Origin of the sequence: Blautia sp. AM28-27 (genome assembly GCF_003480905.1) — a bacterium.
GTDB lineage: Bacteria > Bacillota > Clostridia > Lachnospirales > Lachnospiraceae > Fusicatenibacter > Fusicatenibacter saccharivorans.
Window position 1 is genome coordinate 139,315 of sequence record NZ_QUJK01000004.1, and the last position, 24,293, is coordinate 163,607.

Below are 24,293 nucleotides of genomic sequence, written 5' to 3' on the forward strand. Positions count from 1 at the left end.
AAGAAAGCTCTGCATAGCCTTCCCCTGTTTCCGTTTCCACGTTTATCTATCCTATCGTTCGTTGTTTTCGTAAAAGTAAAGTGCGCCGCTGCGCCTGTGCTTATTATAACGCATTCATTTTTCCCGCGTCAACCAGGAAACGAAAAAATATGCCGGATTCCGATAAGATCACCGCCGTGCCGCAATCTCGTCCAGCAGGCAGCCAGCCACTTCGTCTTTTCCCATCAGCGGAAGCTCCTTGATGCCGTCCTTCGTGATCAGCGTCACCACATTCGTCGCCACACCGAAGCCGGCGCCCTCCGTCTTCAGATTGTTCGCCGCGATCATGTCGAGATGCTTCTTCTCCAGCTTCGCGCGCGAGTTTTCCACCATATTCTCCGTTTCCATCGAAAATCCGCACACAAACAGACCCGGATGACGGTTCTTTTCCACCCATCCCAGAATATCATCGGTGCGCTCCAGCGGAATACTCATGTCGCCGTCTTGCTTTTTGATCTTCTGATCCGCCACTGTCGCAGGCCGGTAATCGGCAACTGCGGCCGCCTTGATCAGAATGTCTGTCTCCGGCAATGTCTCCTGCACCGCCTCCAGCATATCCTTCGCCGTCGTCACCGGTCGCATCGCAACGCCCGGAACCGGGGCTAATGAAACCGGGCCGGAAATCAGCGTCACCTGCGCGCCGCGGAGCATCGCCTCCCGCGCAATCGCGTATCCCATGCGGCCGCTGCTGTGGTTCGTCAGATACCGCACCGGATCGAGGGATTCCTGCGTCGGGCCTGCGGTCACGGTAACGCGCACACCGGCAAGCGTTTTTTCGCGCGCCAGTTCCATCGCAATGTAATCCAGCAGCACCTCCGGGTCCGGCAGTTTTCCTTTCCCGACATCCTTGCACGCCAGCATTCCCACGCTCGGCTCAATGATGCCGAAGCCGTATTTTTTCAGCGTCGCCAGATTATCCTGCGTAATCGGATTTTCCAGCATCGCCGTATTCATCGCCGGTGCAACCAGCTTTTTACACCGTGATGCGAGCACCGTCGTGGTCAGCATATCATCTGCAATACCATGCGCCATTTTCGCAATCACATTGGCGGTAGCCGGAGCAATCAGAATCAGATCTGCTGCTTTTGCCAGTGAAATATGCGCCACCTCATATTTAAAATCACGCGCAAACGTATCGACCACGCAGCGATTGTTCGTCAGCGTTTCAAACGTCAGCGGGGTGATGAACTGCGTCGCATTTTCGGTCATGATGACATGCACATCCGCTCCGGCTTTCCGAAGAGCGCTCGCCACGTTTGCCATTTTATAGGCGGCAATTCCGCCCGTCACACCAAGTACAACACATTTTCCGTCAAGATTTTCCATTGTAACTCCGTTCTGCTGCCTCGAAGCAACTTTTTTCCTATGATAGTTTTAAGTATAGCAGACAGAAAAACAGATTACAACCAATCCTGTTTGCCATTGACGCAAAAAGGCTTTATAATAAAAGGACAAAAGAGCTCTACTTTTAAAATAATCGCGAGGTATTTTTATGATTTTAGCCATTGATATCGGGAACACAACCGTTACGCTCGGCGGCGTCCGGATCGCACCGCAGCAAGCGTATTCCCTCGAATTCACAGCCCGGATTGACATCAACCACACCTGGTCTGTCAGCCAGTATGAATCTGCGATCGAGCAGCTTTTTGAAGACAAGAATCTTTCCCCGTCCGACTTTCGGGGCGTCATCATTTCCAGCGTTGTTCCGTCGGTTCTGACGCTTCTGCAGGAATGTGTCCGTAATCTGTTCGGCACAGAACCGCTGCTCGTCACATCCGAAAGTGATCTCGGCATGACATTTTCCATCCCGGAACCGGAAAAAGTAGGCCGCGACCGCCTCGTTGATGCAGCCTGGGCCGCCGCACATTATCCGCTGCCGGTCATCACCGTGGATCTTGGAACAGCGACGACCTTCAATGTCATCCGGGAAAACAGCGTCTTCTGCGGCGGCGCCATCGCACCGGGACTCGATATGGGACTTGGCGCCCTCTCCGAGCGGACCGCCCAGCTCCCGCGGCTCGACCTCCAGATCCCGAAACGCATCATTGGCAGAAACACCGAAGAATGCATTCTCTCCGGCACCATCGTCGGCATGGCCGCGATGCTCGACGGAATGGTCCAGCGCATCGAAGCCGAACTCGGCTCCCCCGCCACCCTCATCCTCACCGGCGGCGCGGCACGCTTCGTCGAACCGCTCGTTTTACATCCTCATATCTATGACCCGAACCTTCTGCTGAAAGGGCTGGCGTTCCTGTGTGAGCGGAATTGTGCAAATTAAAATCGTACTTCCAAATATTCATCAGACTTTTTCATTCTGCATGACGTTAAAAAGCGTGTCTGTTCTCCAGGCACGCTTTTCTCTATTTTTCTATGGAATCGCAACCCTTCTTTGTGTTGCCTCTCCGCTTTTCAGTTTTTCCTGATTCTCCTCTTTCAGTTTTAAAATACACGGGCGAATGCTTTCATCATACGTTTCTGTTGTCTGAAGTACATGACCATTGTATACAATCACATCATCGGAATACAGAAATACAAGCGCCATCTGATTCATCTCATGATCGTAGATCAGAACATACCAGTTATAATCATACAAAATCCTCTCTGTCATGTTGAATACCTGTTTTGGCTTCTGGCAGGAAATTTTTTCTCCGTAAATGGTCGAGAGAATTTCGTCCATCTCCTCCGGATGATCCTCGCGCGTGATCGCAAAGGACATTCCGGCTCCGGTGTCTTCCGGGATATAAAGATAAATCATCTCGGCTTTGTCCGTATCAAAGGTTTCGATTTCCTGCAGCAGTTCCTGATCCGATTTTTCTGAGATGAAATCTGCTGCCGTCAGGAAAACATCTGTCGTACCCCGCTCAGGACCAATGGGATTTTCTTTCTGTGTATACACCGCCGTCATTCTTTTTACCAGACATCCTGCAATCACGCAAAGGATCACTCCAGCTAACACAGTGATTTTTCTCTTTTTCATACGTTTCAAGGAAATCACCTCTCTTCCAAAACAGACATTCCGGGAACCTTCCAAAAGTTGAATTTTCTCTTTTCAGTATATCATGAATTTTTCCGGGACACACTCTTTTCCTTCTCCCTATGCACGGAAAAACTCCCGGCACTGCCGGGAGTTTATGACTTTCTTATTTCATAGTAACTATTCAGAACCCCATCTCGATTCCGCTTGCGCTGCATCTCGATGTTGCTTCTCGCCATATGAAATTCCAGAAAACCGTTCATTCATGCAAGCATGATTCACGATTTTCTTCCATTTCGCATGGCTCTGAATAGTTACATTTCATATTACTTTTTCACCTGCTCATATACCAGTCCCGGATAAGCTTCGAGGCTGACACCGTTTTTTTCAAACATTGGAAATGCTTCTGCGCCGGATGCGCATACGGCGGTTGCCATGCTTGCTTGTTCGGTGTAGTTCTCCCAGTTGTCGGCAGTAAGGCCAGGCTGGTATGCTTCCCAGGCGGTTTCGTATTCGGTGCTCTTATCGGAAGGAATCGCATCTTTCAGGCTCTCGCCGGACCAGACGGCAAGCTGATCTGCTTTTTTGTAAGTGTATTCCGGGAGCTGATCGTCGCCCAGCGACTGGTACAGCTCATAGCGGGTAATGGAGTCTTTGGAACTTCCGTAGGATTTTTCCATTTCTTTTTTCACGGTATCCATATCGGCATCATCCGGATAGGTGATGTCTACTTCGCACAATACCGGTTTTCCCGTCGCTCCGGTCTGATCGAGGTTGATAAACTGAAACATGACTCTGGAAGTTTGCTCGCCGAAAACAGTGGCTTCTGTATCTACTGCGATCGCGGCTGCACTGTTAGTTTCGGAGAAAATTTCCACCTGGTCCCGATCCAGATTCCAGTCGGCAAGCACTTCATCCACCGTTTTCCCCCATCCGGTATCCGGCGGCGTAATTTCCTTGCTGCTCTCTTTCGCTCCCTGACATCCAGTCAGCAACAGAGCACACATTGCAAAAATACCTGCTAATTTTTTATTCATACACCTGCATCTCCTTTCCGCTTTGTTATTTTTTTCACATACTTTTTTGTTAGCCCTATACTACCATATATTCTTCTGAAAATCTATGACGTTTGGTGAAAATTTTCTTACATTTTTCTTATGCATTCGATTTAAATCAAAGAAAAAGCAACAACATCCCTTATAGAAATTCTCTACCGCTATTTAAAAACGCTCCCCTAGTATCTATAACGCAAGGGGAGCGTCTATTTTCAATTAGTTCGCTTGTTCTGATAATCGAGTTTTGCTTAAGCTCTCTCCCAGCGGCCTCCCGGGGCTGAAGATATAACACAATAAGCAATATTCAAACTTGAGGTTCCAGCTTTAATATACGAACGACAGGACCGTCCACACTCTAAAGTCGAATATGTAATCATCTGCGTATTATTTGGAGTATAGTGATATGGGGTTCCTCCAGCAGGATTTGAAATTGTTTTTGTAATATCATCATACTGGAATCCCACCTCTGGTGAATATTTGGATGTCTGCATTAAACTACTTGCTTTCATAGAGGTTCCGTAGTTCAGTGTTGTTTCAAACCAATTAATTCGTACCTTTAATGCCTGACGGTCATTTGTCACGGATACTTTCATGGTTGCATAAATGCTGTACTGGCTAAGCTGCCCCGTATTGCTTACAATATCAGTGATTGCTACTCTTTGCTGATGCTCGTCTACAATCAACAAACCCGTTGAAATAATATCCTGCTCGCTGCCATTTTCATCCACTACCTGTGTGATTGACAAATAATCATCCGGCTTTGCATCAATGGCGCGGGTCTTCATCTGTTTTTCCTGATATTGTTCAATTGCAACCTTAATTACGTCACTTTCATTCGTGATGTGATTGTTTAAAACCTCTTCATACACTCTGTTTTTTAATTCTGCATTTGTTTCTGCTTTTACTGTTGTAGCAAATACACTAGTCATCACCAAAGCTAACATACAGAAGCCGATTGCTGTTAACGCATTTTTCAATCTTTCTTGCATAAATAACTCCCTCTCTTTCGATTTGCAAAATTAATCACTGCTATTAATTCTCTTCTGCATTGGACTTTTCTCCTTCCTTCATTTTGCCTGTTAGCCTAGGCTCATTTAAAGCCTGGATTCAGTTTTTCACATTTCTTTATAGTCTTATATTACACTTAAAAGCCCAAAAAGTTTATGATGTTAAATGAAAATAAAAAAAACCATCTAACATCATAAACTTTTTATTTTTTTTCATATATTTTATAGATATATTATTTTACTTAACGAAAGCGAGATCTTCTATGAAAAAAACATTCAAAAAATTATTACTTATCTTCCTAATATTTTCTCATATAACTATTACTATTCCTGCACCCAAATTTCCACCATTTTCAACAACTTCAGCTCCACTCCCTCCAAATGATAATGATCATTAATTTAACAAATTTCTTTCCTCTACATAATTTTTCATTACCTTGTAATCTGCATCCATTTTATACAGCTTGAGCAGATTCAAGTTTTGTTTAAAATATTTTTTACATACTTCTTTTCCTTCTTCTTCCATAATGCACGCCTGAATCATCAAGCAATATCCTAAAGATGCACCCTTGCCTGCATACAGCATCTGCTGAACAGCTTTTTGACATGTGCACATAGCCTCCTTAAAATATTTTAATTCATCCAGTGCTCTTGCATAATTCGCTATATTCATATTCCAATCTAACATATGAAATACTGGCTTTATACAGCTATCACTATATCTGTCGTCTATAAAGTGATAGATTTCCAACGCCATTTGATAATCTTTTTTCCCCCAATAAATAAGTGCTATTTCTGTCAAAACACTGATTTCCTGGCGATTCAATACATATTCTGTTCTATATACATCTTCAAATTTCAATGTTATCTCTAACAATGCTTTTAGTTGCTGTACAAGTTCTTCTGAATTGCCTAGATGTTTATGATATTTTAATTGTATTTTTCCAACTTCTACATACTGTTTGTTTTCTGGCTCACTACGATCTATCTTACTTTCAATCTCAAAAAGTATTTTTTCCGCTTTCTCATATTCTTTACGATGCATATATTTTGAAAATTCTATTTTTAATTCTAATATTTCATATTCTTCTACCTGAATTCCTGTCTCAATTCTTTTTCCATTTCTATCCATTTTTTCCATAATTTGCCAAAGCTTTTCACTTCGCGGCTGCTGATTTCCGTTTTCTATCCGCGCCAGTGTCTCCTGTGTGCAAATATCCTCACTTAACGATTCTTGTGTGAGTTTGGATGCTCTTCTCGTTCTTCGAATTAATTCGGCATCCACCTCAAAATTCCGAATTACATGTTCAAACAAACGATAATTCTCAAACGACACATTATAATCATGTTCTACCTCTAATATGCATTTTTGTTCCTGACGTAATATTTCAATAAAATCCGCATTTGACTGTTCTTTCTCTAAAATTCGTATATACTGACTTAAAATTTCCGGCATATAAAGTAGCTTTCCTTCGTCTCTTAACGCTTCCAGCGCTTCTTCTGTTCTCATTTTTATATATGTAGTATTTTCACCCTCTTCTATCACTTTACTTATTAAAAGTGCTGCGTACGGAATTATTTTTACTCGTTCTGTCTTTTCAAAATTTTTTCGGAAAATTTCTTCTACTAACGCTTTAATTTCATCTTTGGCTCGTTTTTGTTCTGTTTCTTGACAGACTTCCCACCTAAAAAGAAGTAATTTATATTCCTCAGCACTTAAAACTCCCGTCTTTCTTTGGTTTTCTGCCTCCGGCATTGTTTGTAGAATTGCCGTTTCCAGATGCTCACAAACCAGTTCTACCGATTCTCCGCGCAGCCACGCAATCTGCGCACGTTCCTGTTCTATGAATTGTCGATGCAATGGTTCTTTTGCCCGTTTGTTCTTTTCATATTCATCCAGATATTGTTCTGCTTCTTCCCATTTTCTTTGACATATTTTTTGTTGAACTTCCTGTCGTAATTCATAAATTTTATAAACATCCATCGGCAATATATAAGTAAGTCGCTCTACTGATTTTCCTAATCGCCCCATAATTCGATCAATCAGGAAAAAATCTATTTCCTGCTGATCCGCTTCAATTCTTGCATATTTCGACAAAGAAGAAATTCCCATGCATAATTGTTTTTGGCGTATTCCTTCTTTTTCTCGTAGTTTCCACAGTAGCTGTCCAATTCCTTGCATTTGTTTCATTTTTTCTCAATAAGTCCTCTTTTATATGTTATATTTTTTGACTTTTATTATATCTCGTTCTTCTACATATTTACTAATCAATTCTTTGCTAACTTGAACTAAATCTGGCGTACGTACTCCTTCTCTCTTAACGTCCACAACAACTGCCCGATTTTTTTGTCTATTTCATAATTTTCTCGTAATACTTTTGGTTACATTTTGATTTATTTTGACAAAACTACAAATATTATCATTCCTTCTATTATAAATTCTCATTTCTTGCAACAACAAGAGAAATTATATACATATTTGTGTGCTTTTCTTTGTACAAAACAACGTATTTCATTTTTTTTCAATAAAAGTGTAATTTTTCATTCTTTTAAACGTATAAGATTATCTTAGGCGTAAAAAAGGCCCCAGCGTAAACCGAAGCCTTCCTTTGCTCTGCAACTATGCCCTCTTTTTTTCCGAATCATCACACCAATTTCATAATTTCCCTTTTCCCATTTATTTTTTCATCTCTTCTATGTTTTTTTGTCCTCACTTTCACTGAGACTTTTCTATGTTCTAGCAAAACCTTTGCTTTTAATACCCTTCTCGGCTCTCAGATTCCTCATACACTTCCACCGTACCGGAATGATTTCCCATCATAGGACGGTAAATGTACTGCCGCACGTTGATGTCTACCTTCGCTGCCTTATCATCTGCGGAAATGTAAATTCCAGCCTCTGTGTTGTCATCGTCTACCGTGTAGGTATCTCCTGTTCCAAAATAGGAAAGATCGCCGTCCTCTTTCTGCTTCTGTGTTTCTTCTGGCAATTTATCTCTTGTTGTTGTGTTCACGTACCTTTTAGTAAGTTCATATTACGCCTAAATTATCTGAAAATCTATGATTTTATTTAAAATTCTTCTTACATTTTTCTTTATATAAAAGACTTCTTTCCATACGCCAAGGCAGGTTGGATTTTCATGCATCTTCTCTCTTACTTTTTCTTCTAACTACCACTCCCAATACTATGATCGCTGCTAAAACTCCCCCCTCCGTCATCAACATACGATACATCATTTTATGCTGATATTTCCCCGGCTGTGCCGCTACATCAAGAACCGAGCTAGTTCCTCCGAGGGAATTTTCCAGCTCTATGTAAGTGGAATCTGCAACAGCGGCTACAACCGACGGATAGCTGTATGCCGGAAATGCCGTCTGCTTCACAAACATATCATTCGTATTATTTTCCGCCCGTGAACTATCGGTAAGACAGCCTGCCGCATCTTCGCGTCCCGGGATCAGATATTCTACACTTTTTTCATTCATTGCAATCCAGATCGGAAAACGGATGGGATCTGCTCCACCGACCAGATGAAACTGATAATCTTCCCACGCAACGTCTGGATTTGCAGCAAGCGAAGTCTTTAACTGCTCGATATAGGTAGGTGTATTGTCATTTTCATACCCTCGAGTGCCGCTGATGTGCCACGCATCGCCCGGCTTTCCATCCTCTCCATCAGCTCTCACTGCGCACGCCTCATACAAATGACCATAAGCTTTGATCGGAACAATCCAGATATAATCACTCTCTTCCAGTGCCGTTTCGACTTCCGAAACAGAAAGCAGCTCGGAAGTAAAAAGCGGCGTGTCAATATACTCTTTCAGCGCATTGTCGAAATCAATATCATCGACCGTCACCCCTTCTGAAAACGGGTCGTAAACAGGCCCGCCATTCGTAGAAGACACAATTTCATCTGCAAGCGCCACAATTTTTTCATAGTCTCCGGAATCCGGCAATGTTTCGAATGTTGATGCAGAAACACTCATTGCTGATACTGCAACAGCACCAACCAGTCCCCAAAATATTCCCAATTTTCTTTTCATGCAACGCCCTCCTTTCCCTTTTCATCTCTTCCCTTTTTTCTTTATTATATCTGATCCCGCTTTTCCCAGACAATGCAGCACTTTTCCTATATTTTCCTTTTCTTTTTTGTTACTATTTTAATTGCAACTTGTTATCTTCTTCAAATGATTACCAGTTCCAACACGCAAAAACAGAGGCTCACCTCCTCATTGGAAATGGCCTCTGCTTTTTTTCATTTTTCTTCTTACATCGGAACTTTTTCCACCAGATCTTCTACCTTGCATACTAACACCCGTGCAATCTTCAACAACGTTTCTGTCTGCGCCTTGTTAATGTCTTTTCTTCGCTGTTCGTACTGCTGAATAGTACGAACTGAAACACCTGATTGCTGTGCCAGTTCACTCTGACTTAAATTTGCAAAGGTACGCAATTCTTTCAGGTTCGTCTCCGGTTTTGCTTCACGATATAATTCATTCATTTTGTCCACAAACTGGCGTATATCCATTTCATGGTATGGTGTGTAAAGCATTCGTACTTCAGTTACAGGGATGGCCTGATTTATTTCCGCAAAGGATAAACTAGTACTCCACTGATAATAGGCCAGTGCCCAGCCGATCCAGTATTCAGGGCTTCGATTGTAGGAATATGAAGGTGTTTGTTTCGGATGTGGTTTTCCAGTTTCCCTTAATACTTCATATGCAATCTCAACTCCCGATCTTCCAGCCACTATAGAGCAGTCACCTCTTTCAAACCGCGATGCTGTATTACTCATGCAAAACCACTGCCATGCCGTTTCCAATGGATATTTTAAATTATTCACCATATAATCCAGCATGCAGGCAAGATTTTTTTGAGCAACAGAAAGATATAATTTATCGTAAGCATAGATCATCTGGTTTCATCTCCTCATCCAAACTTTTTTCAAAACAAAGCAAAAAGAACTTTTGACATTTTCACAAAAGCGTGATACTATGATATTGAAAAAGAGTGCTACCGGTAGACGGTTAGTCCGATATAGTTTGCAAAAATAACCGCAACGTTTGTCAGACTGTATGGCGGTTATTTTTGTGTCTTATTGTTATCCTTGCCAAGCGTATATCCGATACTAAAGCAGGTTAAGCCGAAGCTCATTACTGCAAGAAAGTCCATAATACTCATTGGCTTAGCCCTCCTTTCAAAAGATTCTCTTTCGAGTTTCTATGTAATCAGAGGGTCACAGGTCTACACTTCGTTTCGGTCGTTGCTAAACGAGTGCCACCGGCACTCAGCAACCCTCTGTCGAAGGACTAACCGCCTACCGTTTTGATAGCACCCATATTTTTATTATATCCTCTTCACAATCAGCTTTCAACAACAAATTTACTCTCTTCGGTTATATTATAGTGTTTCTTTTTGGTTGTATTTTACGTTCGACACTTATTTTAAAACTTTCTCTTTCCACCACCATACGATCCCCACAACAATTCCTCCCGCCAGCACAAAAATCATCTGCCTTCCTGAAAGCTCCCATCCAAATAACTCAACCCTTGCTTTCTTCGGCTGATACGAATACCCCATCAAAATTCTGTTATCATCCCCCGTCCCCACTGTAGCATGGCAATATGTGGTTCCCATAAATTTCATTGCAGAATTTGATGTTCCCAACTGGCTTCCGGAATAGCTGGCGCCGTTTAGCTGTTGATTATTTGCGACAAGATTTCCACTGACTTCCCAGTCGTTCATTTTGCTGTTTTTGTACCATAAGGTTCCGCCAAATTTATACGGTCTTATCGCCTCTCCCAGCAAAAACGAAAAGCTGTCGTTTCCACATGGCTTTTTATCCTCTGTGAATTCATACGTTGGATAAACATAAATCGTCGAACCATTTTTGAAGGCTGATGCAGAAAATTCAATCCCTTCGAAATCTTCCTCTCTTCCATTCATCGCCTGTTTTCCTACATCGATTTTCATATACTCAAATTTTCCATCCCCATTTTTTAAATCATCGACGATAAACTGCTTCACATGCTCATCCAGCTTTTGTATCTCATTCTCTGGCATCCCTGTTTCCTGCAAATAAGCATCGTAATCAGAAGGAACCTTTTCCTCTGCCTTCACATAAGATACCCCCGCATACAATGACAGTCCGCAGCAAAGTAAAACCAGAAATAACGTCCGCATTTTTCTCATACAACGCTCCTCCTTCCTGTTGTCATATTCGATAAACCCGTTCAAATATTCTCTCTTTATCATTATATTATCATAAGATTCAGAATCTTTATATGACGTTTTCCTTAACTTTTTAAAACGCAAAAAATCCCTCCCCACACATCACGCATGGAAAGGGATTTCTCTATTTACTCTATTTTTCTTTTAATCCATCAGCAGATCTCCGCACCCGCCGGCATTGCTTTTTCCGGGGTCATGAGGCATACGTTGCCTTCGGCGTCTTCTGCACAGAGCAGCATTCCTTCGGACATCATTCCTGCCAGTTTGGCCGGTTTCAGGTTGGTGAGAACCATAACCTTCATTCCGATGGTGTCTTCCGGTTTGTAATATGCTTTGATTCCGGAGACGATCTGTCTTACCTGGCTTCCTACTTTGACCTGGAAGCAGAGGAGTTTTTTGGATTTCTTGACTGGCTCGCAGGAGATGATTTCACCTACCTGGAACTGCATTTTTCCGAAGTCTTCGAAAGTGATTTCTTCCTTCGGCTCAAGGTCAATCACTGCTTCCTCTTCTTTTTCCTCTTCCTGGGATGCAGCAGCCATAGCAGCTTTCTGTTTTGCCTGGATCACTTCTACTTTTTCCATTACCTCTTTGACATCGAGTCTCTGGAACAGGATCTGCGGCTGATCGGTTACTTTATTGCCCGATACGTACAGTCCGAACTGATCGAGCTCTTCGTAGCTGCGTTTCTCTGCGTTCAGCTGAGCCAGGATCTTCTCAGTAGTCTCCGGCATGAAGGACTCGAGCAGGCATGCGCCGATGGTGATGCTCTCTACCAGGTTGTACAGAACTTCTTCCAGACGGTCTTTCTTTGCCTCATCCTTTGCCAGTGCCCACGGCATCGTCTCGTCGATGTATTTGTTGCAGCGTTTGAACAGACCAAAGATCTCAGTCATTGCATCTGCCACACGCAGCTCTTCCATCTTTGCAGCAACTTTTGCTTTTGTTGCGGTAACGACTGCTTTCAGATCATCATCCACCTCTTCTGCTGCGCCGGTCTTTGTCACAACGCCGCCGAAGTATTTGTTGCTCATGGAGATGGTACGGTTTACCAGGTTTCCAAGAGTATTGGCAAGGTCGGAATTCATACGCTCAACCAGCAGCTCCCAGGTAATGACACCGTCGTTCTCAAACGGCATCTCGTGCAGAACGAAGTAGCGGACAGCGTCTACGCCGAACAGGTCTACCAGATCGTCTGCGTAAATCACGTTTCCTTTGGATTTACTCATCTTGCCGTCGCCCTGCAGCAGCCACGGATGACCAAATACCTGTTTCGGCAGCGGCAGATCAAGTGCCATCAGGAAGATCGGCCAGTAAATGGTATGGAAACGGATGATGTCTTTTCCGATCAGATGCAGGTCTGCCGGCCACAGCTTGTTGAACTGCTCGGAACTGTTTCCGTCACAGTCATAACCGATTCCAGTGATGTAGTTGGTCAGTGCATCCAGCCATACATAGGTAACGTGCTTCGGGTCGAAGGATACCGGGATTCCCCAGGTGAAGGAGGTTCTGGATACACAGAGATCCTGCAGTCCCGGAAGAAGGAAGTTGTTCATCATCTCGTTCTTTCTGGAAACCGGCTGGATGAATTCCGGATGAGTGTTGATATAATCGATCAGTCTCGGTGCATATTTGCTCATCTTGAAGAAATATGCTTCTTCTTTTGCCGGCGTAACCGGGCGTCCGCAATCCGGGCATTTTCCGTCTACGAGCTGGGACTCGGTGAAGAAGGATTCACACGGTGTACAGTAAAGACCTTCGTAATATCCTTTGTAGATATCTCCCTGATCGTACAGTTTTTTGAAGATTTTCTGTACCTGTGCCTCGTGATCGGCGTCGGTGGTACGGATGAATTTGTCGTAGGACGTATTCATCAGATCCCAGATTCTCTTGATCTCGGTGGATACGTTGTCTACGAATTCTTTTGGCGTGATACCTGCCTCTTCTGCTTTCAGCTCGATCTTCTGGCCATGCTCATCGGTTCCGGTCTGGAAGAATACATCGTAGCCCTGCTGACGTTTGAAGCGGGCGATGCTGTCCGCGAGTACGATCTCGTAGGTGTTTCCGATGTGCGGCTTGCCGGATGTGTAGGCAATCGCCGTGGTGATATAATATTTTGGTCTGATTTTTTCCATTGCTTTCATTTCTCCTTTCAAATAAAAAAACTGCCTTATTCCGCTCTCTTGTAGTCGGAAGAAGACAGGTTTGTTTACCCGTGATACCACTTCTTTTCGTCCCTGCCTCACGGCAGAAACCTCTGCAGGTACATGTGCTATACCTCTCCGCTGTAACAGGCGGAACCTGTCGCAGCCTTACCGTTTCAGATTGTTGTTCTCACGGTTCGGTGCGCCTCTCGGAAGCCATGTTCGATCTGCCGCTCCTCCTCCCCTCTCAGCCTGCAAAACCGGAATAGTTTTCGGGGGTGTTCTCTGTAAATTCGCACATGCAGATGTACTCTCTTCGTCACTGTGTTTTGTTTTTATGCACTGGTTTTATGCTAACACATTTACATCAATTTGTAAACCGCAAAAAAGCCCGCCGTACGGGGATTTTTTCATATTCTCCCCATTCGGCGGACCTTTCATTCATCGTAACAATTATCTGTGGTTTGCTTTGATCACAGACATTGCTGCTTCATCTGCTACAACTGTCAGATCGTTGTGAAGCTGCAGGATGGAAGCCGGAACCTGCGGAGTAACCGGTCCGTACAGAACTTTGTCGAGGATCTCTGCTTTTCCTTCGCCGCTGACGATCAGCAGAACTTTTCTCGCCTGCATGATGTTCTTGATTCCCATGGTGTATGCCTGGGTCGGAACATCCTCTACTTTTTCAAAGAAACGTTTATTTGCCTGAATGGTGCTCTCGGTCAGGTCAACGCAGTGTGTCTCTTTCTCGAATGCTGCGCCCGGCTCGTTGAATCCGATGTGGCCGTTGTTTCCAAGTCCAAGAAGCTGCAGGTCAATGCCGCCGACGCTGCGGATGATTTCGTTGTATGCTGCACATGCTTTTTCGCTGTCCGGCTCCAGTCCGTTCGGAACGAAGGTACGCTCTTTGTTGATGTTGACATGATTGAACAGGTTGGTGTTCATGAAGTAACGATAGCTCTGATCATTCTCCGGAGAGAGTCCTTTGTACTCGTCCAGGTTTACGCTGGTGACATTTGCGAAATCAAGGTCGCCTTTGTTGTACCACTCAACGAGCTGTTTGTAAGCGCCGACCGGGGTAGATCCGGTTGCAAGGCCGAGCACTGCGTGTGGTTTCATGATCACCTGCGCGGAGATGATGTTTGCTGCTTTTCTGCTCATATCATTGTAATCTTTTGCTTCAATTAATAACATTTGTTTTTCCTCCAAATTTCTTCTATATAATAAATTACATAATAACCTGTTTCAGGTTCAGTTCGTCGTCCACCAGAAGTACATGCGCTTTTTTGCCCGGTGCAATGGATCCTACTTCATCGTAGATACCGATGCTCTGTGCCGGATTTCTTGTTGCCGCAAAAATGGCATCTGCCAGCGGAATATCAAACGAAACTGCTTTTCTCATGCAGTCGTACAGGTTCGTAGCGGAACCCGCGATGGTCTCACCGTCGGTCAGGGTTGCTTTTCCGTCTTTCATCCAGACAGCCTGTCCCCCGAGGGAATACGTTCCGTTTGGCATTCCTGTTGCCATCATGGAATCGCTGATGAGAACCATGCGCTCACTTCCCATCATGGAGAAGGTCGCGCGGACAACAGCACCGTGAATGTGATAGCCGTCGCAGATCAGCTCCATGCGGCACTCCGAATCGTCAAATGCTGCGCCGATGACACCTGGGTTGCGGTGTGCGAACGGCGGCATTGCGTTGTACAGATGGGTGACATGGTGTGCACCTGCTTTCATGGCTGCCAGCGCCGTGTCATAATCTGCTGTGGTGTGGCCGATGGAAACCATGACTTCATCGGAAACTTCTTTGATAAATTCCAGAGAACCTGGCATGTTCGGGGCCAGTGTCACGAGACGGATTTTTCCGCCGCTCGCCGCATTGCATGCGCGGAAGAACTCAGCGTTCGGAGCCACGATGTTCTCCTCTGCCTGTGCGCCTTTTTTGATCGGATCGATGAACGGTCCTTCCATGTTGACGCCGGCGATCACTTCTGCTTCCGGCTCATCTTTGATTGCTTCGATGGTTCCGAAGATTTTCAGCAGATCGTCTTTTGGCAGTGTCATGGATGTCGGGCAGTAAGAGGTGATGCCGTGCGCTTTCTCGTAGCGCAGGATCTCTTTTAAACCTTCCACGTCTCCGTCTGAAAAATCATGTCCGGCAGCGCCGTGGCTGTGTACGTCAACCAGTCCCGGCAGAACCATCATGCCTTTCGCATCGATCACTTCCTGATCGATCACTTCTTCTTTTGTGGAAACGAAACGTTTTCCTTCTATATAAAGATCTTTTTCCGCAAACGTTCCGTCTTCCTGAAATACGCGTCCGTTTTTGATAATCATTGTCTTGCCTTCTTTCTTTGATCTGTTCTGATTATAATTTATGTTGATTTTATTTTCAACTATTTTTATATTTTAGAAATTACTTTCACGTCATTAAAGTTCTTTCCATTTTTCCGCCCGCTTTCCCGTGCAATTCACACACAATTGAAAGTTGATTCACCACTCTGCCTGTGATACAATAAAGCAAGAACTGATCTGAATTTTTTTCAGATATTTACAGATACCAGGAGGACTTACGTTCCATGGAACACTTTGAAAAATCGATTATTCCTGTCATTGAGTCTGTCTATCCCTCGTTCACTCCCCTGGAACGGACGGTAGCAGATTTTTTTATTCATAATACCGACGAGTCGGATCTGTCCGCGCGCCACGTTTCGGAACTGCTCTATGTTTCGGAGGCTTCGCTCTCCCGCTTTGCGAAAAAATGCGGCTACACGGGCTACCGCGAATTTGTCTACCGTTACCAGGAAGGCCTGAACGCCGCACTGCCTGGCACGGACGATCACATCAAACAGGTGCTGAATACGTATCAGGAGCTGCTGAATAAAAGCTACTCGCTCGCCGACCGCGCGCAGATTGACCGCATCTGCCATATTCTCACTTCGAAGCGTCGGGTGTATGTCTACGGTCTTGGAAGCTCCGGACTTTCCGCCCAGGAAATGAAGCTGCGTTTTATGCTTGCAGGCGTGGATATTGAAGCAATTACCGACATTCACATCATGAAAATGAATGCCGTTCTGCTCAATGAGAGCTGCGCTGCAATCGGCATTACCGTCAGCGGACAGACACCGGAGGTGCTGCGTGCGCTCGGAGCCGCAAAGGAAAAGGGAGCCTCTACCATTCTCTTTACTTCCCGCAGCTCCAGCGATTACGATGCCTTCTGCGATGAAGTCCTGCTGCTTGCGGTCAAAGAGCATCTGAAAAACGGCGGCGCAATCTCTCCGCAGTTCCCGATTCTCGTTATGATCGACGTTCTGTACTCGCATTTTCTCACGACCGACAGCGAGCGCAAGGAGGCTTTATATGAATACGCCGTCACCAAACTCCATGAAACGTGATCCCGGCCGCGGCAGCGCGTATCTTTCTTTTCTGAAGAAACGCTGCCGCGATTTCTTTTTCTTCTGCCTGCTCCTCGGCGTTTACGTCGCCTTCATCACCCTCACAGGCATCGGCTGTCCGATCCGGTTTTCCACCGGCATTTCCTGCCCGGGCTGCGGAATGAGCCGCGCGGTACTGTTAATGCTCTCCGGTCATTTTCGGGCGGCATTTCGGATGCATCCGCTCGTCTATGCCGTACTGCCCGCAGGGATATGGCTCTTCTTCGGGCCGGAACAGACGGCGGGACTTCGGCGTTTTAAAAAGGGGATCATTACGGTGCTTGTCGTGCTGCTTCTCGCCGTTTATGCCTGGCGCATTTATTACCACGACCCGCTCCTTTCTATTGACCCTTCTCTCGGGCGCGTGCTACAATGGTTCTATCTTAATTAAAGGGGGTATTTACAAATGAATGTAAAAGACAACCGCAGTTTCTGGTTCTATCTTCTGCTCACATTTCTGACGTGCGGACTCTACTCGATCTACTTCTGGTATGTTTATGTGGAAGACCTGAACACCATCTTTTACGGTGACGGCGAAGACAGCCCAAACTACATTATCGTGCTGCTTCTGTCCTGGGTTACCTGTGGAATTTACGGCGTTTACTGGCGTTACAAACAAGCGAACCGCATGTACCGCGAATCCTACGACCGCTACGGTGTGATGATTGAGGAAAACGGTTCCGCCATTCTTCTGTGGACGCTGCTCGGCTACCTGACCGGCGGAATTGGCCAGCTCGTTGCCGACTATTTCATGATCCAGAACCTGAATAAGACGGCGCTCGTTTATAATTCACGTGCATATTAAGCAGGGGAGGCGTTTTTTATGGCAACATCTATGGTAAAGGGAAATCCGGTAAAGCTGATGCTCTCGTTTGCCTTTCCGCTTCTCATCGGAAATCTGCTGCAGCAGACGTATAACATCATTGATGCGGCGATTGTCGGCCAGGCACTTGGCCCGGAGGCACTCGCCAGCGTCGGTGCAAGCAGCAGTGTACAGTTTCTGGTGCTCGGCTTCTGTATGGGAAGCTGCACGGGATTCAGTGTCCCGGTTGCCAAGTATTTCGGCGCCGGAAAGCTTGATAAAATGCGCGATTATATTTTTAATGGTGCTGCACTTGCTGTCCTGATTGCGGCCATTCTGACCACACTCTGCAGTTTACTCTGTGCACCGATTCTGCACCTGCTGTCGGTTCCGTCCGATATTTTCGCGGATGCTTACGCATATCAGCTTGTGATTTTCCTCGGAATTCCGTTTTCGATTCTGTACAATTATCTTTCCAGCATCCTGCGCGCCGTCGGGGACAGCCGCACACCGTTTCTGTTTCTGGCATTTTCGGCAATTCTGAATATTTTCCTCGACCTGTTCTGTATTATCATTCTGCATCTGGGGTGCGCAGGCGCGGCGATTGCGACGATTTCCGCCCAGGCGATCAGCGGACTTTTATGTCTGTTTTTTATTTCCCGTAAGGTAAAGCTCCTGCTTCCGACAAAGGAAAACCGCACTCTGCGAAAGGATGCCGCGCAGGAACTCCTCGCAATGGGCATTCCGACGGGACTGCAGTTTTCGATCACGGCAATCGGCAGTATGGTAATGCAGTCAGCGAATAATGGACTTGGCAGTGTTTATGTTTCGGCGTTCACAGCTGCTATGAAAATCAAACAGTTTATGATGTGCCCGTTTGATGCGATCAGTACCGCGGCTTCCGTCTTCTGCAGTCAGAATCTCGGAGCCGGCCAGTCAAAGCGAATCCATCAGGGACTCCGCCAGGGTGTGCTTGTCGGTGTCGGCTATGGTGCGTTTGCGGGTGTCATCATGATTCTGTTCGGACGGCCGCTGACAAAGCTCTTTATTGTCAGCTCTGCTTTTGAAGCAATCAACGCTTCGGCAAAATATCTGCGCTGCCTCGGATTTTTCTACTGGATGCTTGGTATTTTGAATGTCTGCCGTATGGTAACGCAGGGACTTGGCTACTCGGGAAGAGCCGTTTTCTCCGGCGTAATGGAGATGCTGGCACGAACGATTGTCTGCCTGGGATTTGTCGGTGCGTTTGGCTTCACCGCAATCTGCTTTGCGGATCAGGCTGCGTGGCTCGCCGCCTGCTGCTATATCGCACCGACATGTCTGTACTGCGTGAAGAAATCCACGAAAATGATTGCGGATCGCGGTGCGAAATAATAACGTTATTTTCTGTCTTACAGCGGCTTCCAGATACTTCTCAGGTTATCGCGGCAATCACCAGAAACTTGTTCCATCACAGATTTTGGTTCATTGCCCGCAAAATCAAGAAAAAGATACTGTTCTGCATGGAATCATCTTCCCCGCAAAACAGTATCTTTTTTCTTGTTTTTTCAGCGTTACCGCTCGATTCCATCTCTTGCCGCAAGACCCTTGTCAAACGGATGCTTGATTTTTTTCAGCTCCGAAACATAGTCCGCCCGCTCAATCAGCGCCTCCGATGGTCCCTGCCCTGTCAGAATCACTTCCAGCTTCTCCGGCTTGTGATCCAGAAAATCCAGAAGGAGCTGCTCATCAAACAGTTTGCTTCCAATCGTATAAACCAGCTCGTCCAGAAACAGTACATCGTATTCTTCCTGAACTGCTTTTTCTGTCACTTTCTGAAACTGCTCTTCATAATACCGTTTCTGCTCTGCCTTCTCCTCCGGTGTCATCAGAAACGAAAACTTTATCTTGTCCTGCCCCGGCACAAACGTCACATTCGGCGACAGCAAGAGCACCTTCCGCTCGCTCGTGCTGTTATCTTTCATAAACTGATAAATCAAAACACGGTATCCATACCCTGCCGCACGCGTGCAGAGTCCCATACCACAAGTCGTCTTTCCTTTTCCATCCCCACAGTAGATGTGGACACAGCCTGTCTGTTTTTCCATGGTGAAAACCTCGCTTTTTCTTTCTATGTTCATTTGTAAACAACAGGTAATTCGAAACAAGTTCGCAATCCCAAGTAAAAATTGTAAACAACGGAAAAAGGAGGGCAGATTTTATTCCGCCCCCCAAAAAGGTTTCCTGATTATTTACCAAAATATCTAGCCAGCAGACCAGCGAATGCTTTTCCGTGTCTAGCTTCGTCTCTTGCCATCTCATGCACGGTGTCATGGATTGCATCGAGATTCAGGGCTTTGGCACGTTTTGCAAGATCTGTTTTGCCAGCGGTTGCTCCGTTCTCTGCCTCTACACGCATCTGCAGATTTTTCTTGGTGCTGTCGGTTACGACTTCGCCGAGAAGCTCTGCGAATTTTGCTGCGTGCTCTGCTTCTTCGTAAGCTGCTTTTTCATAGTACAGACCTACTTCCGGATATCCCTCGCGGAATGCTACTCTGGACATTGCCAGGTACATACCAACCTCGGAGCACTCGCCCTCGAAATTGGCTCTCAGGTCTTTTTTGATATCTTCCGGAACATCGGATGCTACGCCAACTACATGCTCTGCTGCCCAGGTCAGATCCTCGCCCTGCTCGATAAATTTCTCTTTCGGTGCTTTACAGATCGGACAGACTTCCGGTGCTTCTGCTCCTTCATAAACATATCCACATACGCTGCATACAAATTTTTTCATAGTCTTTCTTTCCTTTCTTTTTGTTGTGTATTTAATTTTATCATTTCCAATTTTGTGGTTTATAACAGTTTTTTATTTTTGATATTAGTAACTGTTACTGATATTACTTTAACATAAGCTTCCCTTTTTGTCAATGCCTATTTTTAATTTTTTCTTTCTTCCTGGGGATGCTATACGTTCCCCGGGTGATTTTTGCAGTTCTCGCAGATGCCGTAAAAATTCACAGAGTAATCTTCGATCGTACCTCTGAAATTTTCCGCTGCTACGTTCTTGATTTCGCTGATGTCACGCATTGTAAGGTCTGTCACGCAGTGACATTTTCTGCAAATGAAATGGTGATGCGTGGAAGTATCTCCATCGAACCGGTCCGGGCCATCTCCTGTTGTAAGACGCTTGATCTCTCCTAATTCAGAAAGAAGAGACAGGTTCCGGTATACTGTGCCAAGACTGATATTGGGAAATTCTTTCCGTACATCGGTATAGAGCATATCTGCGGTCGGGTGATCCTTTCGTCCCTGAAGGCAGACTTTGATGCTTTCTCTTTGTCTGCTATACTTGAGTGTTGACATAGTTCTTTTCCTTTCGTGTCTTTCGATAACAGTAATTGTTATTATATTTATACTATAAGGCTGCTTCTCGCAAAAGTCAAGAAAAAGATCACTACCCTGTCTACACAGATTTCCGTCTGTCCCAAGATCAAAAATTCCCCAAAAACGAGGAGTGCCCAGGAACCTCTCGGCGCCTGGGCTATTATTATGAAAAAATCTTAATTGTGTAGTGATTGCATACACGCTGTTCTTTTGGAACTGAGATAACTATACCAATTAATTATGAACAGATTATGAACGTGCAGTGAATCTTCTGTGAATCTGTACATTTTTTAGAATTATTTTATATTTTATTTGTGTATTTATCACATATTTTATTTCTAATTCTGTCCCTTACTCTCTACTCTGTCTAGAAATCGTTTTTCTCCGTTAATTTTTCTATTCGTATTGCCCATCCCCGATTTTCCCTGTCATTTCTCTCTCATTTATGTTAAGATTGATGTACAGCCAATGCGGCAGAATGGAGGATTTTTTATGAGTACCGGAAATCAGGAATATATACGAGACATGAACCGCGCCCTGGTTCTCGAGGCAATCGCCAACCATCCGCCGCTTTCCCGCGCAGATCTGGCGAAAATGCTGCATCTGACAAAAGCAACCGTATCCACCATCGTCCAGGAACTGCTCGACCGCCAGCTCGTCATAGAACTCGGCAGCGCCGAAAAAACTTCCATGGGTCGAAAACCGATTCTGCTTACTTTTAATAATCGCTGCGGTTCCATCATCGCCGTCGATCTCGGCGTAAAAAAGATCACCATTCTCACCGGAGATCTGAAGGGAAAATCATGTACTGTAAAAGAATACCCGATTGATCCATCCCTCTCCCTGGAGGAATACCTGATTTCCCTCCTCCACAAAACCAAATCCGACCTCCCCAAGACCCCGTGCGGCCTCGTCGGAATCTCCATCGGAATCTACGGCGTCGTCTGCGACGACCTCGTTTTATTCACACCCTACTACGATCTAAAACACTCCAACCTGAAAAACTACCTCGAAGAAGAATTTCAGGTCCCTGTCATCGTAGAAAATGAAGCCAACCTCTCCGTCATCGGCGAAGCCGCCTGCGCAGAGCACTTTAAAAATATGATCTTCCTGAACATCCACGAAGGCGTCGGCATGGGAATCCTCATTGACGGCGAACTCTACACCGGCCAGAACGGCTACGCCGGCGAATTCGGCCACACCATCCTCTTCCCCGATGGCCGGCCCTGCCCCTGCGGCAACCACGGCTGCCTCGAACAGTACATCTCCGAAGCCGCCGTCCTGAACGATTTTGCCGCCGCCGAAGGCTTAGAAAACGTCTCCGTCGAACGCTTCATCCAGTATTACCAGGAAGGCAACCCCAACGCCCGCAAAGTAATGCAGGATTTCACCCACTACATCGGAATCAGCCTGAACACGGTTCTCCACACCTTCAACCCGGACGTCATCGTCATCAACAGCTCCTTCACCAACTACATCCCAGGTCTGATCGACGAAATCACCTCCGGAATCCAGAACCGCCTCCGCTGGTACCTCCACGTCCTCCCGGCTCACCTGCAGGATGTCTCCGTCCTCATGGGCGGAATCAGCCTCTGCTCCCGGAACTTCCTCGGAATTTCCACCTTTAAGCTGCTGGACCTGTAACTCAGAAATAAGTCCCTGTTCAGAGCCCCATCTCGATTCCGCTGCGCTGCATCTTGATGTGGCTTCTCGCCATATGAAATTTCAGAAAAAAGTGCTCATTCATGCAAGCATGATTCGCAATTTGTTCTGAAATTTCGCATGGCTCTGAATAGTCACAATTTGTTCATGATTTTTTTACAACATGAACACGCTTTCAACATAATTTACCCGTATACTAAAAGCATAAATAATGAATGCCAACATTATTTACACAATTTTCTTTTTCATATTGCCGATTAGAAAATCGGCTCTCCTTCCTTTAAAAATAAAAATGAAAGAAAGCACTGTTTCGCCAACGGTGCTTTTTTTCATGCCTTTTTCTCATTTTCTCCCATCTTCCTCACAACAATCTCACGCCGATCCGCCCATCCGGGCGGATCCAGACCTCCCCTCCCGCCCCCACTACCAGCCTCGCCGCCGCCCGTCCGTCCTTGCGTGATGCGGCATGGCAGCATTGGAAAAGCGGGCAGGAAAAACCAGAAAAAATGGAGGCCTTTCGAGAGACTGAAATCTGGTGCTCAACACCAGATTTCAAGGCATTCTGAGCTGGGAAAGCATCAGGCTTTCCTGGCGAATAATGCCGGTGTCTGTCGAAAGACCTCCATTTTTTCTACGTTTTTCCCCCGCTTTTCCACCGCTGCCATGCGCATCACGCAAGGGCGGACGGGCGACGGCGAGGCGTCCCCTCTATTTACACAATTCATCCGTCAACCGCGCAAACTCCTGTAAATTCAATGCCTCCCCACGAATCGTAAGCGGCCAGCCGCAGGCTGTGATTGCAGCCTCAATCTCCTCTTTCGAAAAATGCAGCAGCTCCGAATTTTTCAGTCCGTTCGCCAGAGTCTTCCGTCTCTGATTAAACGACGCCCGAATAATGGAGAACATCAACTTCTCATCCTTCGTCTCCACCGGCATCACCTCATGACGCGTCAGCCGGATCACCGCACTTCCAACCTTCGGCCGCGGCATAAAACAGTTCGGCGGCACATTCGCCACAATATACGGCTCCGCATAATACTGCACCGCCAGCGACAGCGCCCCGTAATCCTTCGATCCCGGCCCCGTCTGCATCCGGTCCGCAACCTCCTTCTGAACCATAACCGTAATCGAATCCACCGGCACATGATTCTCAAATAATCCCATAATAATCGGCGTCGTAATATAATACGGAAGATTCGCCACAACCTTGATCGGCCGTCCGTTGTTCTTCTCCTTCGCCAGCGCCGCCAGATCCACCTTCAAAACATCATTGTTGATAACCTCAACATTATCATAATCCGACAGCGTATCCTCCAGAATCGGGATCAGATTCTTGTCAATTTCCACCGCACACACACTCCGCGCAGCATACGCAAGATACTGCGTCAGCGTACCGATACCAGGTCCGATTTCCACAACAAAATCGTCCGGTCCGATACCTGCAGCGGCTACAATCTTATCCAGCACATGTGGATCGATCAGAAAATTCTGACCATACTTTTTCTGAAATACAAAGCCGTACTTCTGCAGTACGGCTATTGTATTCTGCGGCTCCCCGAGCCACGGTTTTACTTTCTCCAT

Annotated in this window: 22 protein-coding genes; 6 read left to right on the plus strand and 16 right to left on the minus strand. The window is 45.7% G+C overall.

What is annotated here, in order from left to right; translation table 11 throughout:
- Positions 1–168: 168 nt before the first annotated feature.
- Positions 169–1,365 (minus strand): bifunctional phosphopantothenoylcysteine decarboxylase/phosphopantothenate--cysteine ligase CoaBC, encoded by a 1,197-nt coding sequence (coaBC, locus tag DW743_RS08515; protein WP_117761343.1) that lies wholly within the window; start codon positions 1,363–1,365, stop codon positions 169–171.
- A gap of 166 nt (positions 1,366–1,531) precedes the next feature.
- Between coaBC and DW743_RS08520 the strand changes: the two genes are divergently transcribed.
- Positions 1,532–2,317 carry a type III pantothenate kinase gene (locus DW743_RS08520; protein ID WP_117761345.1) on the plus strand — a complete coding sequence of 262 codons (786 nt, stop codon included), beginning with the start codon at positions 1,532–1,534 and terminating at the stop codon, positions 2,315–2,317.
- A gap of 90 nt (positions 2,318–2,407) precedes the next feature.
- Here the strand turns inward: DW743_RS08520 and DW743_RS08525 are convergent, their stop codons facing one another.
- The 11 genes from DW743_RS08525 to nagA all read right to left on the minus strand — a co-directional run bounded on the left by DW743_RS08525 (position 2,408) and on the right by nagA (position 15,788).
- Positions 2,408–3,016 (minus strand): hypothetical protein, encoded by a 609-nt coding sequence (locus tag DW743_RS08525; RefSeq protein WP_147326134.1) that lies wholly within the window; start codon positions 3,014–3,016, stop codon positions 2,408–2,410.
- 323 nt (positions 3,017–3,339) lie between these two features.
- On the minus strand, positions 3,340–4,050 hold the full coding sequence (locus DW743_RS08530) for a hypothetical protein (RefSeq protein WP_117761347.1): 711 nt from the start codon (positions 4,048–4,050) through the stop codon (positions 3,340–3,342).
- A 266-nt stretch (positions 4,051–4,316) separates the two neighbouring features.
- On the minus strand, positions 4,317–5,057 hold the full coding sequence (locus DW743_RS08535) for a hypothetical protein (protein WP_022461191.1): 741 nt from the start codon (positions 5,055–5,057) through the stop codon (positions 4,317–4,319).
- A gap of 412 nt (positions 5,058–5,469) precedes the next feature.
- Positions 5,470–7,257: a helix-turn-helix domain-containing protein gene (locus DW743_RS08540; RefSeq protein ID WP_158568553.1), complete on the minus strand. Its 1,788-nt coding sequence runs from the start codon at positions 7,255–7,257 to the stop codon at positions 5,470–5,472.
- A 573-nt stretch (positions 7,258–7,830) separates the two neighbouring features.
- Positions 7,831–8,064, minus strand: coding sequence for a hypothetical protein (locus tag DW743_RS08545; protein ID WP_022461189.1), 234 nt, complete (start codon positions 8,062–8,064; stop codon positions 7,831–7,833).
- A 148-nt stretch (positions 8,065–8,212) separates the two neighbouring features.
- Positions 8,213–9,118: a hypothetical protein gene (locus tag DW743_RS08550; protein WP_022461188.1), complete on the minus strand. Its 906-nt coding sequence runs from the start codon at positions 9,116–9,118 to the stop codon at positions 8,213–8,215.
- A 224-nt stretch (positions 9,119–9,342) separates the two neighbouring features.
- Positions 9,343–9,990: a helix-turn-helix domain-containing protein gene (locus DW743_RS08555; protein WP_022461187.1), complete on the minus strand. Its 648-nt coding sequence runs from the start codon at positions 9,988–9,990 to the stop codon at positions 9,343–9,345.
- Between the two features lie 524 nt (positions 9,991–10,514).
- A complete protein-coding gene (locus tag DW743_RS08560; RefSeq protein ID WP_022461185.1) occupies positions 10,515–11,267 on the minus strand; it encodes a hypothetical protein in 753 nt (250 codons plus the stop codon).
- 191 nt (positions 11,268–11,458) lie between these two features.
- Positions 11,459–13,441 carry a methionine--tRNA ligase gene (gene metG / locus DW743_RS08565; RefSeq protein WP_117761350.1) on the minus strand — a complete coding sequence of 661 codons (1,983 nt, stop codon included), beginning with the start codon at positions 13,439–13,441 and terminating at the stop codon, positions 11,459–11,461.
- 462 nt (positions 13,442–13,903) lie between these two features.
- Entirely contained in the window at positions 13,904–14,644 is a 741-nt protein-coding gene (gene nagB / locus DW743_RS08570; RefSeq protein WP_117761352.1) for a glucosamine-6-phosphate deaminase, read from the minus strand.
- Between the two features lie 34 nt (positions 14,645–14,678).
- On the minus strand, positions 14,679–15,788 hold the full coding sequence (gene nagA, locus DW743_RS08575) for an N-acetylglucosamine-6-phosphate deacetylase (protein ID WP_055225779.1): 1,110 nt from the start codon (positions 15,786–15,788) through the stop codon (positions 14,679–14,681).
- A 242-nt stretch (positions 15,789–16,030) separates the two neighbouring features.
- Here nagA and DW743_RS08580 point away from each other — a divergent pair, with 242 nt between their 5' ends.
- The 4 genes from DW743_RS08580 to DW743_RS08595 are packed head-to-tail and all read left to right on the plus strand — an operon-like array spanning position 16,031 to position 19,061.
- Entirely contained in the window at positions 16,031–16,846 is an 816-nt protein-coding gene (locus tag DW743_RS08580) for a MurR/RpiR family transcriptional regulator (protein ID WP_022462919.1), read from the plus strand.
- Positions 16,812–17,276, plus strand: a complete 465-nt coding sequence (locus tag DW743_RS08585) for a DUF2752 domain-containing protein (protein ID WP_117761353.1) — start codon at positions 16,812–16,814, stop codon at positions 17,274–17,276. The genes DW743_RS08580 and DW743_RS08585 overlap by 35 nt, the downstream gene beginning before the upstream one ends.
- A 15-nt stretch (positions 17,277–17,291) precedes the next feature.
- Positions 17,292–17,690, plus strand: a complete 399-nt coding sequence (locus tag DW743_RS08590) for a DUF4234 domain-containing protein (RefSeq protein ID WP_022462917.1) — start codon at positions 17,292–17,294, stop codon at positions 17,688–17,690.
- A gap of 18 nt (positions 17,691–17,708) precedes the next feature.
- Entirely contained in the window at positions 17,709–19,061 is a 1,353-nt protein-coding gene (locus tag DW743_RS08595; RefSeq protein ID WP_117761354.1) for an MATE family efflux transporter, read from the plus strand.
- Between the two features lie 179 nt (positions 19,062–19,240).
- Here the strand turns inward: DW743_RS08595 and DW743_RS08600 are convergent, their stop codons facing one another.
- From DW743_RS08600 to DW743_RS08610, 3 genes are all read right to left on the minus strand, one after another.
- A complete protein-coding gene (locus DW743_RS08600) occupies positions 19,241–19,774 on the minus strand; it encodes a cob(I)yrinic acid a,c-diamide adenosyltransferase (protein ID WP_022462915.1) in 534 nt (177 codons plus the stop codon).
- Positions 19,775–19,914: 140 nt separating this feature from the next.
- Positions 19,915–20,460, minus strand: a complete 546-nt coding sequence (locus DW743_RS08605; protein WP_022462914.1) for an NADH peroxidase — start codon at positions 20,458–20,460, stop codon at positions 19,915–19,917.
- 170 nt (positions 20,461–20,630) lie between these two features.
- On the minus strand, positions 20,631–21,029 hold the full coding sequence (locus tag DW743_RS08610) for a Fur family transcriptional regulator (protein WP_022462913.1): 399 nt from the start codon (positions 21,027–21,029) through the stop codon (positions 20,631–20,633).
- A 513-nt stretch (positions 21,030–21,542) separates the two neighbouring features.
- Between DW743_RS08610 and DW743_RS08615 the strand changes: the two genes are divergently transcribed.
- The gene (locus tag DW743_RS08615) at positions 21,543–22,694 is read left to right on the plus strand and encodes an ROK family transcriptional regulator (protein ID WP_022462912.1); all 1,152 of its coding nucleotides are present in this window, start codon (positions 21,543–21,545) and stop codon (positions 22,692–22,694) included.
- A 726-nt stretch (positions 22,695–23,420) separates the two neighbouring features.
- Here the strand turns inward: DW743_RS08615 and rsmA are convergent.
- The gene (rsmA, locus tag DW743_RS08620) at positions 23,421–24,293 is read right to left on the minus strand and encodes a 16S rRNA (adenine(1518)-N(6)/adenine(1519)-N(6))-dimethyltransferase RsmA (RefSeq protein ID WP_022461748.1); all 873 of its coding nucleotides are present in this window, start codon (positions 24,291–24,293) and stop codon (positions 23,421–23,423) included.